The sequence below is a fragment of the Streptomyces griseoloalbus genome (genome assembly GCA_014650015.1).
Lineage (GTDB): Bacteria > Actinomycetota > Actinomycetes > Streptomycetales > Streptomycetaceae > Streptomyces > Streptomyces griseoloalbus.
This window is the reverse complement of sequence record BMUD01000004.1, coordinates 225,157-241,598: the sequence shown is the minus strand read 5'-3', so window position 1 is coordinate 241,598 and position 16,442 is coordinate 225,157. Positions and strand designations below refer to the sequence as shown.

The window sequence follows — 16,442 nt, the reverse complement described above, 5'->3', positions numbered from 1 at the left end:
GCCCGGGAAACAACAGGCCCCGGGAAAACATCGGGGCCCGGGAAAACAACACGCCCCCGGGAAGACACCGGGGCCCGTGATGACACCGGTGCGACGAAGGCAGCGGTGCGGTGAAAAGGGGAAGCCCCGACCGCGACGGGGGAATCACGGCCGGGGCGGCCAAGTGGTGGGCACGGATGGCGGTCGCCTCTCGGCGGAAGGCTCCACAGGGCTTCAGCCGAACGATCGTCCCTGTGGGCGGATGGTGAGGCCCGGGGACACTGTCCCATCCGCACCCACGATCTGTTCAACGGGCAACCAGCTCCGGCTGTTCCGCGCTCGCCGAACTGTGAAGGTGACGTGTGTCACCGGCGCACGGTCGTCGGGGCCCCGGCGGCCGTCATCGCCCCCGCGCCCCGTCGTCGAGTTCGGCCCAGAGGTTCTCGGCCTGGAGCAGCAGTGTGCCCAGGACGGCCGTCCGCGCGGCGCCCTGCCCGGCGTGTTCCCGCAACCCGTCCTGGAGCCTCGCGTGCAGGTCCCGCATCACCGCGTCGGTCCGTTCATCCAGGAGGGGGTCCGTTCGCGCACCGCCGTCCAGCAGCCGGTCCGCCTCCGCGCGGCAGCTGTCGCCGATGAGCTCCAGCAGTTCCGCGTAGCAGCGCAGCACCTCGGCGTCCGGTGCGGCGGGTGTGCGTTTCTCGTCGGCGGCCACCGCCAGCGTGCGGGTCAGCGCCGTGACGTGGCCGGTGACGCGGCCGAACCGCTCGTCCTCGTCCTCCGGGGGTACGGCCTTCGTCGGCACCCGGTGCAGGGCGCGCAGGGCGCCCGAGGTCAGCCGCAGGCTCTCCCTGCTCCAGCTGCGGGCCGACCTCAGGGCGTCCACCCGGTTGTGCAGGCGCGTCGACGCGTCGAGCCGGCGGGCGGTGGTCTGCGCGTCCCACTCGCCCTCGCGCAGATCCGCGGCGACGGCGTGCAGCACATCGCCCGCCTCCCGGGCGAGCGCCGCCAGGTTCTCCCGTACGTCCCGCAGATGGATCGGGGGCAGGACGAGCGCGTTCACGGCGACACCGATGACCGCGCCGAGCGCCGCCTGCCCCAGCCGGTGCCCGACGGCGACCGCGCTCACCGTCCCCGAGGCGATCGTGAACACCGCCGTGGTGGCGGCGTAGATGCCCTGGTCGCCGAAGCGCGGCCAGTTCGACAGCAGCACCAGCACCGGTACCGACAGCGCGAGGGCGCCCGTCGTGTCGCCGGTGACCGCCTGCGCCCCGGACGCCACCAGGGCCCCGATGCAGATGGCGGTGAACTGCCGAGCCGCCTGGACCAGCGAGCTGTAGACGGTGGCCTGCACCAGGACCAGCGCCACCCAGGGCGCCATCAGGGCCATCGGGTCGGCGAGCCAGACCCGTGCCACCAGCCAGGCCAGCAGCGCCGCCCCGGCCGCCTTCAGGGACTGGACCAGCAGATCCCGCTCCCGCCCGGGCCCCCGCCACGCGGCCCGCGCCGCCCGGCCGCAGGACCGCGCGTCACGCCGTACGGCGCCCGCCACCCGGGTCACCGGGGCCATCCGCCGGACGGCGTGCCCCTGCCGCAGCTCTTCCTTCATACACGTCATGCGCTGTGGGTACTCCCATCGTGAGGGACCTCATGCCACCGGTACCTCATGCGAGGGGACTGTCCGCCAGGGACGCCAGGAGATGCGCCGGGTCGTCGTAGACCGCGTCCGCGCCGGCCTCCAGCAGGTCGATGCGCGGAATGCCTCCGCACAGCACGCCGACGCAGCGCACGCGGGCGCGGCTGCCCGCCCGCATGTCCCACACCGTGTCACCGACGAACACCGCCCGCTCCGCGGGCACCCCGGCCAGCTCCAGCGCGTGCTCGACGGGCTCCGCGGCGGGTTTTCCCTCCTCGACGTCGTCGGCGCTCGCCGTCGCGCGGATCGCCTCGTCCGCGTCGATCGCGCGGCGCAGCGCGCTCAGCTCGGCACCCCCGGCCGAGGTGGCGAGCACCACGGTCCAGCCCTCCCGGTGCAATCGTTTCAGCAGCCGGCCGGCGTCCGGGAGCGCGGGCAGCCGGTCGAAGTACTGCCCGTACAACGCCTTGTGCGCGGCGCTCAGTTCGCCGTCGCGGTCCGTGTCCCGGTCCTCGCCGAGCAGCTGGGCGACCAGGTCGGAGGAGGGCAGGCCCACGGCCCGGTGGACGGCGTGCATCGGCACCCGGTGGCCCGCCTGCCGGAAGGCCTCCCACCAGGCCGTCACATGCAGATGGTTGGTGTCGACCAGAGTGCCGTCGACGTCGAACACGGCCGCCCGTTCCATAGGTGGTCCCTCCGTCTCCTCGTGTGCCGTACGGGTACCACCTCGGCCGTCCGTCACTCCGGAAGGCGCCTTCCGAAAAACACCTGGTGCTTTACACCTTGACCAGGCCGAGCCGCGCGGTTTAGCGTTCCCGCGTTTAGTAGCGATTGAAACGATTCAACGCGTTTTGAACTTCTCCTCTGGGGTGCACTCATGTACGAATCCGTCTCGCAGCGTGGCGGGATGTCCCGGCGCACGGTCCTGGCCGCGGCAGTGACCGTGGGGGCCGCGGCCGCCCTCGGAGCGGCCTCGCCCGGCGCCGCCGCACTTCCCGGCGCGGGCGGCACCGGGCCCACCGCCGACTGGTTCGCCGCCCCCGACCGGTCGGTGCGTCCGAAGTTCCGGTGGTGGTGGCCGGACGGTCTCGTGGACACCGACGAGATAGCCCGCGAGATCGACCAGATCGCGGACGCGGGCTTCGGCGGCGTCGAGATCGCCGCCGTTCACCACAGCATCAGGGACAAGTCGCTGCTGGACACCGCCCGGCACGGCTGGGGCAGCAGACCCTGGCGCGACGGCGTCGAGGCGGCGCTGCGCCGGGCGGCGCGACGCGGCCTGACCGTGGACATCACCCTCGGCCCGAGCTGGCCGGTGGCCGTCCCCGGTGTCACCCCCGACGACGAGGCCGCGGCCAAGGAACTCGTCCACGGACGCGTCTCCCTGGCCGGCGGCGCCACCTACCGGGGGCCGGTGCCCCCGCCCGTGCGTGAGGCAGCCCACGGTGTCACCGGTGCGCGTCTCCTCGCCGTACAGGCCGCTCGTGTCGAGGCCGCCCACTCCACGCGCAAGGAGACCGGACTCGACCCGGACAGCGTCCGCGACCTGACCGCCGACGTCACCGACGGTGCCCTGACCTGGACGGCGCCCGCCGAGGGTGAGTGGGTGCTGCTCTCCTACTGGCAGCGCGGTTCCGGCCAGCAGCCGGAATCCGGACCGCACTCCGCCCCCGCCGCCTACGTGGTCGACCACCTCAGCCAGGCCGGCACCACCGCCGTCACGGACTTGTGGGAGCGCCGGATCCTGACCGACTCCCTGCGGCGCCTGCTGGCAGCGGCGGGCGGTGCCTTCTTCGAGGACTCCGTGGAAATGGAGACCGAAGGGCTGCTCTGGACGGAGCGGCTGCCGGAGGAGTTCGAGAAGCGCACGGGGCGCCCGCTGCTGCCCCACCTGCCCGCCGTCGTCCTGGACGACAGCAACCAGGTGTTCGCCTTCGATGCCCAGCTGACCCGGCAGATCAGGCACGACTTCTGGGCCACCGTGTCCGACCTGTTCAACCGTCACCACCTGCGCGCCCTCCGGGACTGGGCGCACACCCTGGACATGACCCTGCGCTCGCAGCCCTACGGCCTGCAGACGGACGCCATTCAGTCCGCCGCGATCCTCGACATCGCCGAGGGGGAGTCCCTCGGCTTCAAGAACCTGGACGACTACCGGTGCCTGGCCGGCGGCCGGGACATGGCCGGGCACACCGTGCTCTCCTGCGAGTCGGGCGCGTACAACGGTTCGGCCTACAGCACGACCTGGGACCGCGTACTGCGCACCATGGGCGGTGCCTACGCGGCGGGCGTCAACCAGACCGTCCTGCACGGGTTCTCCTACGCGAAGGCCCCGGAGGCGCAGTGGCCCGGCTTCGCCGCCTTCAGCCCCTACAACGGCACCCCCGGATACGGCGAGTCATGGGGGCCCCGGCAGCCGACCTGGCGGCACGTCGAGGACATCTCCGGCTACCTCGGCCGCGTGCACCAGGTCCTGCAGGCCGGCACGGTCCGCGCGGACGTGGCCGTCTACCGGCAGACCGGCTACACCGCCACGGGCATCGGCGCGTCCTGGTTCACCTCGACCGGCGTCCCGCTCGGGTGGACCCACCAGTTCCTCAGCGGTCCGCTGCTGGACCTGCCGAGCGCCAAGGTGTCCGGCGGGCGCCTGGCCCCGGACGGTCCGGCCTACAAGGCCTTGTTCGTCGAGGGCGACTTCTTCTACGGCTCCACCCCGACCCTCGCCCTGGCCGACGCCCGCAAGCTGCTCCGCCTCGCCGAGGCCGGGCTGCCCATGGTGCTCCTCGGCGCCTTCGACCAGGCGCTCACGCCGGGTGTGCCGGCGTCGGGCGAGACGGAGCGGCTGCGGGAGGTCCTGACCCGCCTGCTCGCCCTGTCCAACGTGGTCCGTGTCACCGAGAAGGCCGCGGTCGGCGACGCCCTCACCGCCCTCGGTGTCAGCCCCGACACCCGCTACGCGTCCTCCTCGACGCTCCTCAACGCGCACCGTGTGACGGAGGAGGCGGACTTCTACTACCTGTGCAACGGCAAGCACGCCGAGACCGTCAAGCCGCCCGTCGCCGCGATCGACCACGACGTCACGCTGCGCTGCACCCGCGGACGCCGGTCGGTGCCCTATCTGCTCGATGCCTGGACCGGAAAGGCCGTACGGGTGGGCCGCTACACGCAGAAGGGCGACGAGATCACCCTGCGCGTCGCGCTCCGGCCGGGCCAGACGATGATCGTCGCACTGGGGCGTCCGGGACTGTTCGGCGACCGGAACGGCGCGCGTCCGCACGCCGTCTCGTCGGACGCCGACGACGTGCTGTTCACCCGCGACGGACTCACCGTGCGGGCCGGTACGGCGGGTACGTACCGGACGCGGCTGTCCCAGGGCCGCACGGTCACCACCACCCTCCCGTCCGTGCCGGCCGCGATCGAGCCGGACCGATGGGATGTTCAGGTGGAGGACTGGTTCCCGGGCTCCGATGTGACCCGGACCGAGACCGTGCGCCGGAACCTGGTGCTGGACACGCTGCTGCCCTGGTCGCGCATTCCCGAACTGGCGGACTCCGCCGGCATCGGCCGGTACCGCACCACCGTCGTGCTCCCGGACGACTGGACCTCCTCCCACGGAGCCTTCCTGGACCTGGGACAGGTGAGTGACACCTTCCGCGTGACGGTCAACGGAAGGGACACGGGCCCCGCCGACCGCCTGTGCCCCGTCATCGACGTCGGACCGCTGCTGCGGCGCGGCGAGAACACGATCGAGGTCGAGGTGGCGACGCCGCTCGTGAACCGCCTCAGGACGACCCGTCCGGAGGTCTTCGGCTCCCTCGCCCGCCAGGACCATGGCCTCGTGGGGCCGGTGCGGCTGGTGCCGTACGCGCAGACCGCCATCTGATTGAACGATTCAATCGTCCTTCTTTCCACCCGACGATGAGGTATCCGCGGTGCGGACGGTGCGAGCGCCCGTCCGCACCGCGGCATGCCCGCTTGGCGCCACAGCCGTGCACGTCATCGTGTCAGTTGCTGTCTCGCTCGCATCTTGTGAGAACTCTTGACGCTCGCGGGAGCGGCACTTAGCGTCTGCGCCGAGTCGAGTAAAACGATTCAATCTTCCCGTCGGTCTCCCGGCGCCGTCCCTTATCAGCCCGCCGCCGTTGCCAGTGAAGGGAGCCACGTGTCATGCCCGCAGAGTCCGGCAGACCCGCCCCGTCCCGACGTCAGATCCTGTTCACCGCATCCGTCGCGGCCGCCGCCGCGGCGGTGACCACCGCACCGGCTGCCGCCGCCGCACCCGCAGGACCCGTCAAGGGAGGCGGCCCGGCACCGGTGTTGGACGCGTTCGCGCTCTCCGACGTCCGGCTGCTCGACAGCCCCTTCCTCGCCAACATGCGCCGCACCTGCGCCTATCTGCTCTTCGTCGACACCGACCGGCTGCTGCACACCTTCCGGCTGAACGTCGGCCTGCCGACCTCGGCGGAACCGTGCGGCGGGTGGGAGGCCCCCGACGTCCAACTGCGCGGCCACACCACCGGACACCTCCTCAGCGCCCTGGCCCAGGCCCACGCCCACACCGGCGACACCGCCTACGCGGACAAGGCCCGCTCCCTCGTCTCCGCGCTGGCCGAGTGCCAGCGGGCGGCTCCGGCGGCCGGATTCCACCGGGGCTATCTCTCGGCGTTCCCCGAGTCGGTCTTCGACCAGTTGGAGGCCGGCGGGAAGCCGTGGGCGCCGTACTACACGCTGCACAAGATCATGGCCGGTCTGCTCGACCAGTACCGGCTGGCGGGCGACAAGCAGGCGTTGGACGTCCTGCTGGAGATGGCCGCCTGGACCGAGGCGCGCACGGCGCCGCTGTCCCGCGAGCGGATGCAGAGCGTGCTGAAGGTCGAGTTCGGCGGCATGAACGACGTACTCACCCAGCTGTACCTGGAGACCGGCAACCCGGTGCACCTGCGCACCGCCCTGCGCTTCGACCACGACGAGCTCTACGCGCCCCTGGCCGCCGGCCGCGACGAACTCGCCGGCCGCCACGCCAACACGGAGATCGCCAAGGTGGTCGGAGCCGTGCCGAGCTACGAGGCCACCGGTGACCGGCGCTACCTGGACATCGCCGACACCTTCTGGACCACCGTCGTACGCCACCACTCGTACGCCATCGGCGGCAACTCCGACAAGGAGCTCTTCGGCCCTCCGGACGAGATCGTCAGCCGGCTCTCGGAGGTCACCTGCGAGAACTGCAACAGCTACAACATGCTCAAGCTCGGCCGGCACCTCTTCCGCCACCAGCCGGAACGCACGGAGTACCTGGACCACTACGAGTGGACGCTGTACAACCAGATGCTCGGCGAGCAGGACCCCGACTCGGCCCACGGCTTCGTCACCTACTACACGGGACTGTGGGCAGGCTCGCAGCGGGAGCCCAAGGGGGGACTGGGCGCCGCCCCCGGCAGCTACAGCGGGGACTACGACAACTTCTCCTGCGACCACGGCACCGGCCTGGAGACCCACACCAAGTTCGCCGACACCATCTACTTCCGCACCGGCGGCACACGCCGACCCGAGCTGTACGTCAACCTGTTCATTCCGTCCGAAGTCCGTTGGGAACAAACAGGGGTGACGCTCCGCCAGGAGACCGGGTACCCCACGGGCGACCGCACCCGGCTCACCGTCACCGACGGACAGGCGCGCTTCTCGCTGCGGATCCGCATCCCCGCGTGGGTCGCCGAGACCGGGGGACGGGCCGTGCTGAAGGTCAACGGCCGCACCGCCGGGACGCGCCTCGAACCGGGCACCTACGCCACCGTCACGCGGCACTGGCGCACCGGAGACCGCGTGGAACTCGTCCTGCCCCGGGTCCCCGTCTGGCGCCCGGCGCCCGACAATCCACAGGTGGCATCGCTGTCGTACGGCCCGCTGGTGCTGGCCGGGGAGTACGGCGACACCGACCTCGCGGTCCTGCCCACCGTGCGCCCCGACACACTGCGCCGTACGCCTGGCGGGAGCACCGTGTTCAGCGCCGTGGCGGACGGACGGCGCGTCTCGCTGCGCCCCTTCCACGAGGTCCACCACCAGCACTACAACGTGTACTGGGCCGTCACACCGCGCCGCACGCCCGCCCGGGACGTCGCCCACTACCCCCTCGACGAGGGGACCGGCACCTCGGCCGCGGACCGCACCGGAACCTTCGCCGACGCCACCCTCGCCGGCGGCGCCGCATGGAGCACCGACGGCGGCCTGAGTGCGGTGGCCCTCGACGGACGAGACGGCCACATCGCGCTCCCCGCCGGACTGCCCAGCGGCCTCGACGAGGTGACCGTGGCCGTACGCGTCCGCGTGGACGCCCTCGTGCCCTCCGCGCGCGTCTTCGACCTCGGCTACCACAAGGACACCTACCTCTTCCTCGCCGCGACCACGGGTGCCGGCCGCGCCCGCGCGGCCCTGAAGATCTCCGGCATGGAGCGGGAGGACGTCATCGACGCCACCGGCCCGCTGCCGACCGGCCGGTGGATCCACGTGGCACTCACCCTCGGCGGCGGCACCGGCGTGCTCTACATCGACGGGGCCGAAGCGGGCCGCAACACGGCCATGGTGGCCGGCCCCCTCCTGCTCGGCCGCACCAGCCGCAACTTCCTCGGCCGCTCGCAGAACAGCACCCACCCCCGCCTGAGCGGAGCGTTCCGCGACTTCCGGCTGGGCAACCGGGCCCTCACCGCCGACGAGGTCCGGCAGCTCGCCCAGGGCTGACCGGCGCGCCCGCGCCCACGGTCCGCCCGCCCCACCACCACCCACTCCAGGAGTTCCGTCATGCCCGAAGAGGCGACACCCGAACGCACCGTTGGCACCGAGGGCGCCCTTTCCCGACGCCGGTTCGTGGCAGCCGCCGGCGCCACCGGCGCCCTGGTCGCCGTCGGCATCCCCGAGGCCGCCCACGCCGCCGCGGCGGCGCAGGCACCCGCCGGACACCAGCAGGACGCCTTCTCCCCCCGGCACTTCGCCGACCCGCGCCGCGACAGCCGCCCCACCGTCTACTGGTACTGGAACGGCCCCGTCACGCCCGAACTGGTGGACCGCCAGATGGCGGACCTCCGGGACAAGGGCATGTACGAAGTCATCCTCTTCTCCTTCGACAACGCCGAGATGCGCCCGGTGTTCTTCACCGAGGAGTGGTTCGACATCGTGGGCCACGTCCTGCGCACCGCCGAGCGCACCGGCATGCGCGTGTGGCTGTTCAACGACGACCACTTCCCCAGCGGACGCGCGGGGGAGTTCATCGTCAAGGGCGGACAGGTCGGCAGCCGCACCTACGCCCCCCGGCCCGACCTGCGCCTGAAGGCACTGGCCCGCTCGACCACCGTGGTGCGCGGACCGGCCACGGTCGACCTGCGCCGCAGCACCGGAGTCGGGGTAGAGGCGGGACGCCTGGTGGCCGACTCCGCGGTCCTCCACGGCGCCACCGTCCTGCGCGACAGCGCCGACTGGGGCGACTACACCGTCACCGGCAGCGCCAAGGCCGAGCACGGCGCGGCCGGACTCGTCGTACGCGGCTCGGCCGACGGACGCTCCGGGTACGCCGTCACCTTCGACCAGACCGGCGTGACCACCGTCCACCGGCTGGCCCCCGGCGCGGAACCCGCCGAGCTGCTGCGCAGCACCCGCACCGACGGCTTCAACAAGACCAAGTTCCACACCCTGCGGGTCACCGTCCGCGCCGACACGGTGTCCGTCACCCTCGACGGCCGGGACAAGGGCACCGTCCGGGACTCCGCCCACGCCACGGGCGGAGCCGGCGTGCGCGCCGTCGACGACCAGCGCGCCCTCTGGGAGAACCTCACCGTCGAAGGCGCCGACGGGGCCGTCCTGTACGACGCGGCCTTCGACGAGGCCTCCGCCGCACGGGCCTTCCCCGACAAGGAGCTGCCGACCGGGGACTTCACGGTCGCCGCCGCTGCCGCACGCCCCGTGGGATCGGCCGACGCGGCCGACGTCACCGACCTCACCGGCCGGCTCTCCGGCGACCACACCTGGCAGGTGCCCGCGGGGGAGTGGCAGGTGGACCTCTTCGGCGGGGTCCTCCTCGTCGACGACTCCCAGGGCTACAGCCGCAGTTACGTCGACCTGCTCGACGACGAACCGGTCGAGCTGTTCCTGGACATCGTCCCCGCCGAGTACCACCGCCGCTTCGGACGGTACTTCGGCACGGTCGTCCCCGGCTTCTGGGACGACGAGCCCTTCTTCGCCTCCGCCGAGGCCCACTTCAAGCGCCTGCCGTGGTCGCCCTCCCTCGAAGGGGCCCTGCGCGCCGTCGGAGTCACCCCCGGCGCCGCCTACGCCGCCGCCTTCGACGACCTCGGCCGCGCGGGCCGCACCGTCCGCGGCCGCTTCTGGCAGGCCGTCTCCGACCGCTTCGCCAAGGCCTTCGAGAAGCAGGCACGGCTGTACGACGAGTGGGGCGTCGCCCTCATCACCAACCCGCTCTACGACGAGACGGCGCCCGCCAAGCGCATCGTCACCACCGGCGACCTGCACAAGGTCAACCAGTGGGCGCAGGTTCCCGGCGGCGACATCATCACCGCCGAGTACAAGGCCGGCGAGCCCACCATGATCCCCCGCAACCCGGTCTCCGTCGCCCACCAGATGGGCCGCGAACGGGCCCTGCTGGAGATGTTCGGCAACATGGGCTGGCAGGTCACCCCCGGGTTCGTGCACGCGACCGTGGGCGCGCAGGCGGCCCGCGGCGTCAACCTGACGGTGCTGCACGCGCTGTGGACCGACGAGACCCGCGTGTACTTCCCGCCGCCGTTCGGCCCGCGCGCGCCCTGGTGGTGGGCGATGCGCCCGCTCGCCGAGTGGATCGGACGGCTCATGGAGGCCGGCCGCGGCACCTCCGCCGCCCGCACCGCGCTGCTGCAACCGCAGCGCGCAGCCGAGCAGTCGACCGGCACCGACCGGCAGGGCGACGTCGACGGCCCGCTCGCCGACGCCGCCTACGCCCTGGAACGGTCCCAGGTCGACTTCGACCTGCTGCACGAGGGCGCCCTCACCGGGGACCCGGCCCTGCGGGCCCACGCCGACGTCCGGGGAGGCAGGCTCGTGGTCGGCGCCGCCGCCTACGACCTCGTCGTGATTCCCGAGACGCCGACCCTGGACGCGGACGGCCTGCGGGTGCTGCGCGAGTTCGTCCGCGCGGGCGGCACCGTGATCGCGGTGGGCGCCCTGGACACCGACGAGGCCGACGGCGGCGACCGCACCCTCACGCACGGACTGCGCGACCTCTTCGGCGACCGGGTTCCCGGCAGCCGCACCCTCGGGCGCGGACAGGCCGTACGCGTCGCGGACACCGGCGCGCTGGGCGCCGCCGCGACCGACGCCGGGACGGCCGCCGCCGTCCTCGACCCGCCGCGGGACGCCGTCCGGGTGCTGCGCGTACGGCAGGGCGCGGACACCGTCTTCCTGCTCAACAACGAGAGCGGCGAACGGGTCGAGACCGTCGCCGCCCTGCCCGTCGTCGGCGCGCCGCAGATCTGGGACCCGCAGACCGGCACCGGCGGCCCGGCGCCGCTGCACCGGAGCACCAAGGACGGCGTACGGCTGCCGCTGGAGTTGGAGCCCTACCAGACCGTGGTCGTCGTGGTGCGCCCCGGCGTCCGGCACGAGCCCCACCTCACGGACTCCCCCCTGCCGGTGCTGTCCGTGGAACGCCACGCAGCGGTGCTCAGGGCCACCGTGGAGGCCGCCGCGCCCGGCACCCACACCCTCGCCGGCACCGACGGCAGCCACCTGCACCGCGGCACCGTACGCGTCGACGACCCGCTCGAGCCCGTCCCGGTGACCGGGGACTGGACGTTCACCTTCGAACGCGACGGTGCCACCCCCGTCACCGCCCCGCTGGGCAGCTGGACCGTGCACGACTCGCTGTTCTCCGGCAGCGGCACCTACACCACCGAGATCGACGTCGACGCCGCCCGGCTGCGCGGACGCCGCGTCCTGCTGGACCTCGGGGACGTGCGCGACGTCGCCGAGGTCACCGTCAACGGCACCGCGCTGCCGCCGCTGCTGTGGGCACCATTCGTCGCCGACGTCACCGAACGGCTCCGCCCCGGACGCAACACCCTGCGGGTCCGCGTCTCCAACACGCTGTCCAACGAGCGCAAGAAGCCCCTGCCGTCCGGCCTGCTCGGCCCCGTGACCCTACGGTTCCGGCGCCGCGTCACGGTCGAACTGCGCCGCGTCTGAGCCCGTTCCGGGACCTCGACGGGCCTCCGCGCCGACGCCGCGAAGGCCTGCCCCGGCCCGCGCGACCGGGGCAGGCCTCCGTCCTCAGGACCGTGCGGAACCCCCGGTTCCGAGGCCGCGAGGCCCGCCGGTTTCGAGGGTGCGAAGGCCCCGAATCCCGAGGCTGCGAAGCCCCCGGGTTCCGAGGCCGCGAAGGACCGCGGTCCCGGAACCGTGCAGTGACCCCCGTCCCCGTCCGTCCCACCTACATCCGGCAGGAAGCCACATGTCCATACCGCACCCGCACCGCAGACCCGGGTGGTCCGCCGCCCTGGCCACGGCCACCGCCCTCGCGACCGTGCTCGCCGGCGCGGTCACCGCCGACGCCGCCACCGGCAGCGTCTCCCCGACCCGGCTGCGCACCCAGCACCTCACCCAGGCCCTCGGCATCGACGACACCACCCCCGAACTCAGCTGGGAGATCGACGCCGACAACCCCAACGCCCGGCAGTCCGCCTACCGGGTGCAGGCCGCCACCTCGCCCCGGCTGCTCCACTCCTCCCGCCCCGACCTGTGGGACTCCGGCCGCGTCGACTCGGCCGTGCCGGGGACCACGTACGACGGCAAGGAACTGGGGTCCCGCGCACGCGTCTACTGGCGCGTCATGCTCTGGTCCGGGCCCGGACAGAGGGACGGCGACTGGAGCCGTACCGCCGTCTTCGAGACCGGCCTGACGAAGCGGTCCGACTGGGGAGCCGACTGGATCACCCACCCCGACTGGCAGTTGAGCAAGCGCACGGCCGAACCCGTCGTGGTACGGCTCCCCAGGACCACCGCCCGTTACGTCCGCCTGGACGTCACCCGGCTCGGCCTGCCGCTCGCCGAGTCCTTCCCCGACCGGGCCTGGCGGCTCCAGCTCGGTGAGATCGACGTCCGCGACTCCACCACCTCCACCACAGGCCTCGCCCGCGGCGCCGCGGTCACCGCGTCCGAGAGCAACACGCTGCGCAAGACCTGGGAACCCGCCCTGACGGTGGACGGCCTGCCCAACAGCGCCCTGCAGACCGCGGCAGGCTACGCGAGCGCCCCGCACACCGGCCCGGACGTCTCCGCCGCCCCGGTCACCCTCACGCTCGACCTGAAGTCGGTGAAGACCTTCGACGAACTGGCGCTGTACCCGCGCGCCGACGTCCTCACCGACGACGGACGCGTGCCCAACTTCCCCGTCGACTACTCCGTTTCCTCCGCGGACAGCGCGACCGGCCCGTTCACCACGCTCACCCGGGTCACCGGCCAGCGGCCGCCCACCCCGTACCTGCCGGCCGGACTGCCCCTGCTCGCCGACGACTTCACCCTCCCCAAGGCGGTGCGCAGCGCCCGCCTCTACATCGCCGGACTCGGCATCTACGACGCCAGCGTCAACGGCGAGCCCGTGGGCGACGCGGTCCTCGAACCGGCCAACACCGACTACGCCGAGCGCGTCCAGTACGCCACCTACGACGTCACCGAGCGCCTGCGCACCGGCTCCAACACCATCGGCGTGGCCCTGGGCAACGGCATGTCCAACGTCGTCAGCACCGCCGACCGCTACCGCAAGCTCTACGGCAACCTGTCCGACCCCAAGCTGATCGCCCGGCTGGAAGTCACCCTGGCCGACGGCCGGGTCCGCACCCTGACCAGCGGCGACGACTGGCGCACCACCCTCGGGCCCACCACCTCCTCGAACTGGTACGGCGGCGAGGACTACGACGCCCGCCGGGAGATCCCCCGCTGGGACGAGCCCGCCGGCGACCACTCCGACTGGCGGCATGCGACCGTGGTGGCGGGCCCCGGCACCACCGAACGGCCCGCCGCGCTCAGCGCCCGGGAGACCGAGCCCATCCGGGTCGTCGAGACGCTCCAGGGCCGGGAGGTGGACGGCGCCGAGGGCAGCCGGGTCTTCGACCTCGGACGCAACATCGCCGGCTGGCCGGAGATCACCGTGAGCGCGCCCGAGGGCACCGCGATCCGCGTCTACCCGGCGGAGAGCCTGAAGGACGGCCACGCCTTCCAGTCCATCAGCAACGTCGGAGCCCCCCTGTGGGACTCCTACACCGCCCGGGGCCGCGGCGACGAGACCTGGCACCCGCGCTTCAGCTACCACGGATTCCGCTATCTCGAACTGAGGGGTGTGCCCGAGGGCGCGACGGTGAGCGTGCGCGGACACGTCCTGCACACCGACAACACCTCCGCCGGTGACTTCACCAGCTCCGACCCGCTGATCAACGACATCCACTCGCTGATCCGCCGCTCCATCGAGGGCAACATGATGAGCGTCCTCACCGACTGTCCGAGCCGCGAGAAGCTGGGCTGGCTGGAACAGAACCAGCTGGTCTTCCCGGCCCTCGCCGGCAACTACGACATGCAGGCCTACCTGCGCAAGATCGTCCAGGACATGGCGGACGCGCAGACCACCGAGGGGCTGATCCCGAGCACGGTCCCGGAGTACACCAGCCTGCCCGGCGGCTACCGCAACGACTCCAACTGGGGCGGCGCCTTCGTCCTCGTCCCCTGGCAGCTCTACACCACCTACGGTGACAAGCAGACCCTCGAGACGTACTACCCGCGCATGCGGCAGTACGCGGCCTTCCTGGAGACCCAGGTCAAGGACGGCATCCTCGACTACGGCCTCGGCGACTGGTTCACGCCCGACCGGACCTTCCCGCGCGCCGTGGCCGGCACGTACGGCTACTGGCGGGTCGCCGACGCCCTCAGCCGCATCGCCACCGTCCTCGGCGACGAGGGTGCCGCGGACGAGTACCGCGCCAAGGCCGACGCCAGCGCCAAGGCCCTGTCCGCGAAGTACTACGACGCCGGCACCGGCACCTTCGGCGGCGGCGGTCACGGGGCCGAGGCGCTCGCCCTCGACATGGGCGCCTACCCGGAGGGGGAGCGGGACCGCCTGCTCACCCACCTCACCACCGCGATCAAGGACGCGGGCAACCACCTGATCCTGGGCGAGATCTCCCTGCCCGCCGCCTTCCGGGTGCTGAGCGGGGCGGGGCGCGACGACATCGTGCACGCCATCGCCACGCGGACGACCAGCCCCAGCTACGGCTACCAGGTACGCGCCGGCAACACCACCCTGGGCGAGTCCTGGGACGGCGGCCCCGGCCAGTCGCAGAACCACTTCATGCTCGGCGCCATCGACTCCTGGTTCACCACCCGCGTCGCCGGCATCGCCCAGACCGCCGACTCCGTCGGCTACGCCGAGCTCCTGATCGACCCGGCCGTCGAGGGCGACATGACCTCGGCGTCGGGCTCCTACCGGACGCCGTACGGCACGGCCCGCACCGACTGGGTGCGGACGGCCGACAGCTTCCGGCTGACCGTGGACGTCCCCGCCGGCAGCACCGCGGAGGTGCACGTCCCCGCGGCCGACGGACGTGCCGAGGCGCCGAAGGGAGCGCGGCTGCTGCGGGTGACCGGGGAAGAGGCCGTGTACCAGGTCGGTTCGGGTCACTGGACCTTCCGCTCCGCCCCGCCCGTGTCCTGAGGGACGAACCTCCGAGAAGCCCTGGCCGTGCCCCGTCGAACGGGGCGCGGCCAGGGCTTCACCGCATCGGGCAGCGCCTTCGGCCACACGGCGCCGAGCGGGGTTGGCCGGGTACGCACCGGGGTACTGCGATGCGTCGTCCCGTTCCGCTTCGGCGTCCCGGTGCGTCGGCGTTCCGGCCTTTCGGCCTTTCGGCGTGCCGGGGCTCCGACGTCCCGACGCACCGACGCACCGACGCACCGACCAGGAGGTCCGTATGTCCGTCCCCACCGCCCCGAGCGGCAAGGCCGCCGTGATCACCGGCGCCGACTCCGGCATCGGCCGGGCCACCGCGGTACGCCTGGCCGCCGCGGGCATGGACGTGGGCATCACCTGGCACCGCGACCGCGAGGGCGCCGAGGAGACGGCACAGGAGGTCCGGGCGCACGGCCGGCGGGCCGAGGTGGCCCCGATGGACCTCACCCGGCTGCCCGCCGCCGCGGACACGGTCGACGAGCTGTGCGACCGTCTGGGCCGCGTCGACGTGCTGGTCAACAACGCCGGCACGGGCACGATGACGCCCTTCCTCGACCTGGATCTGCGGACGGTCCGCGAGGTCCTGGACGTCGATCTGATCGGCCCGTTCCTGTGCGGGCAGAAGGCGGCGCGGCACATGATCCGGCAGGGCGACGGGGGCCGCATCGTCAATGTGACGTCCGTGCACGAGCACCAGCCCCGCGTGGGCGCCGCGCCGTACTGCGCCGCCAAGGGCGGTCTCGGGCTGCTCACCCAGGTCATGGCGCTGGAACTCGCCGAGCACGGCATCACCGTCAACGCCGTCGCCCCCGGCGAGATCGCCACGCCCATGACCGGCCGGGCGGACACCGATCCGCGCACCGAGTCCCGTCCCGGCGTCCCGCTCGGGCGGCCGGGGGACGCCCGCGAGGTCGCCGCGGTGATCGCCTTCCTCGCCGGACCCGACGCCTCGTACGTCACCGGCGCCTCCTGGAGCGTGGACGGCGGAATGCTCCGGATGGGTCCGCAGGCCGGGTCGCATCTGACGCGGGACGACTGGCGGCGGCCCTGAACGGAGGCGCCCGGGACGCCCCGGACGCC

General features: G+C 72.8%; 7 protein-coding genes. 5 read left to right on the top strand and 2 right to left on the bottom strand.

Annotated elements, in window-relative coordinates:
• Positions 1 to 379 precede the first annotated feature (379 nt).
• Positions 380 to 1,546 (bottom strand): FUSC family protein, encoded by a 1,167-nt coding sequence (locus IE178_RS08220; protein ID WP_318279928.1) that lies wholly within the window; start codon positions 1,544 to 1,546, stop codon positions 380 to 382.
• A gap of 94 nt (positions 1,547 to 1,640) precedes the next feature.
• A complete protein-coding gene (locus tag IE178_RS08215) occupies positions 1,641 to 2,297 on the bottom strand; it encodes an HAD family hydrolase (protein WP_193511776.1) in 657 nt (218 codons plus the stop codon).
• A gap of 192 nt (positions 2,298 to 2,489) precedes the next feature.
• Here IE178_RS08215 and IE178_RS08210 point away from each other — a divergent pair, with 192 nt between their 5' ends.
• From IE178_RS08210 to IE178_RS08190, 5 genes are all read left to right on the top strand, one after another.
• Positions 2,490 to 5,495, top strand: coding sequence for a glycosyl hydrolase (locus IE178_RS08210; RefSeq protein WP_193511775.1), 3,006 nt, complete (start codon positions 2,490 to 2,492; stop codon positions 5,493 to 5,495).
• A 284-nt stretch (positions 5,496 to 5,779) separates the two neighbouring features.
• Positions 5,780 to 8,344 carry a glycoside hydrolase family 127 protein gene (locus IE178_RS08205; protein WP_193511774.1) on the top strand — a complete coding sequence of 855 codons (2,565 nt, stop codon included), beginning with the start codon at positions 5,780 to 5,782 and terminating at the stop codon, positions 8,342 to 8,344.
• Between the two features lie 60 nt (positions 8,345 to 8,404).
• A complete protein-coding gene (locus IE178_RS08200) occupies positions 8,405 to 11,833 on the top strand; it encodes a glycosylhydrolase-like jelly roll fold domain-containing protein (protein WP_193511773.1) in 3,429 nt (1,142 codons plus the stop codon).
• 265 nt (positions 11,834 to 12,098) lie between these two features.
• Positions 12,099 to 15,347 (top strand): family 78 glycoside hydrolase catalytic domain, encoded by a 3,249-nt coding sequence (locus IE178_RS08195; protein WP_193511772.1) that lies wholly within the window; start codon positions 12,099 to 12,101, stop codon positions 15,345 to 15,347.
• Between the two features lie 256 nt (positions 15,348 to 15,603).
• The gene (locus IE178_RS08190; protein ID WP_184762654.1) at positions 15,604 to 16,413 is read left to right on the top strand and encodes an SDR family oxidoreductase; all 810 of its coding nucleotides are present in this window, start codon (positions 15,604 to 15,606) and stop codon (positions 16,411 to 16,413) included.
• Positions 16,414 to 16,442 lie beyond the last annotated feature (29 nt).

What these genes read in the sequence shown, in the direction of transcription:
- IE178_RS08210 (WP_193511775.1), top strand. Translation starts at nt 2,490, where the DNA reads ATGTACGAATCCGTCTCGCAGCGTGGCGGGATGTCCCGGCGCACGGTC.
- IE178_RS08200 (WP_193511773.1), top strand. Translation starts at nt 8,405, where the DNA reads ATGCCCGAAGAGGCGACACCCGAACGCACCGTTGGCACCGAGGGCGCC.
- IE178_RS08195 (WP_193511772.1), top strand. Translation starts at nt 12,099, where the DNA reads ATGTCCATACCGCACCCGCACCGCAGACCCGGGTGGTCCGCCGCCCTG.
- IE178_RS08215 (WP_193511776.1), bottom strand. Translation starts at nt 2,297, where the DNA reads ATGGAACGGGCGGCCGTGTTCGACGTCGACGGCACTCTGGTCGACACC.
- IE178_RS08205 (WP_193511774.1), top strand. Translation starts at nt 5,780, where the DNA reads ATGCCCGCAGAGTCCGGCAGACCCGCCCCGTCCCGACGTCAGATCCTG.
- IE178_RS08220 (WP_318279928.1), bottom strand. Translation starts at nt 1,546, where the DNA reads ATGGCCCCGGTGACCCGGGTGGCGGGCGCCGTACGGCGTGACGCGCGG.
- IE178_RS08190 (WP_184762654.1), top strand. Translation starts at nt 15,604, where the DNA reads ATGTCCGTCCCCACCGCCCCGAGCGGCAAGGCCGCCGTGATCACCGGC.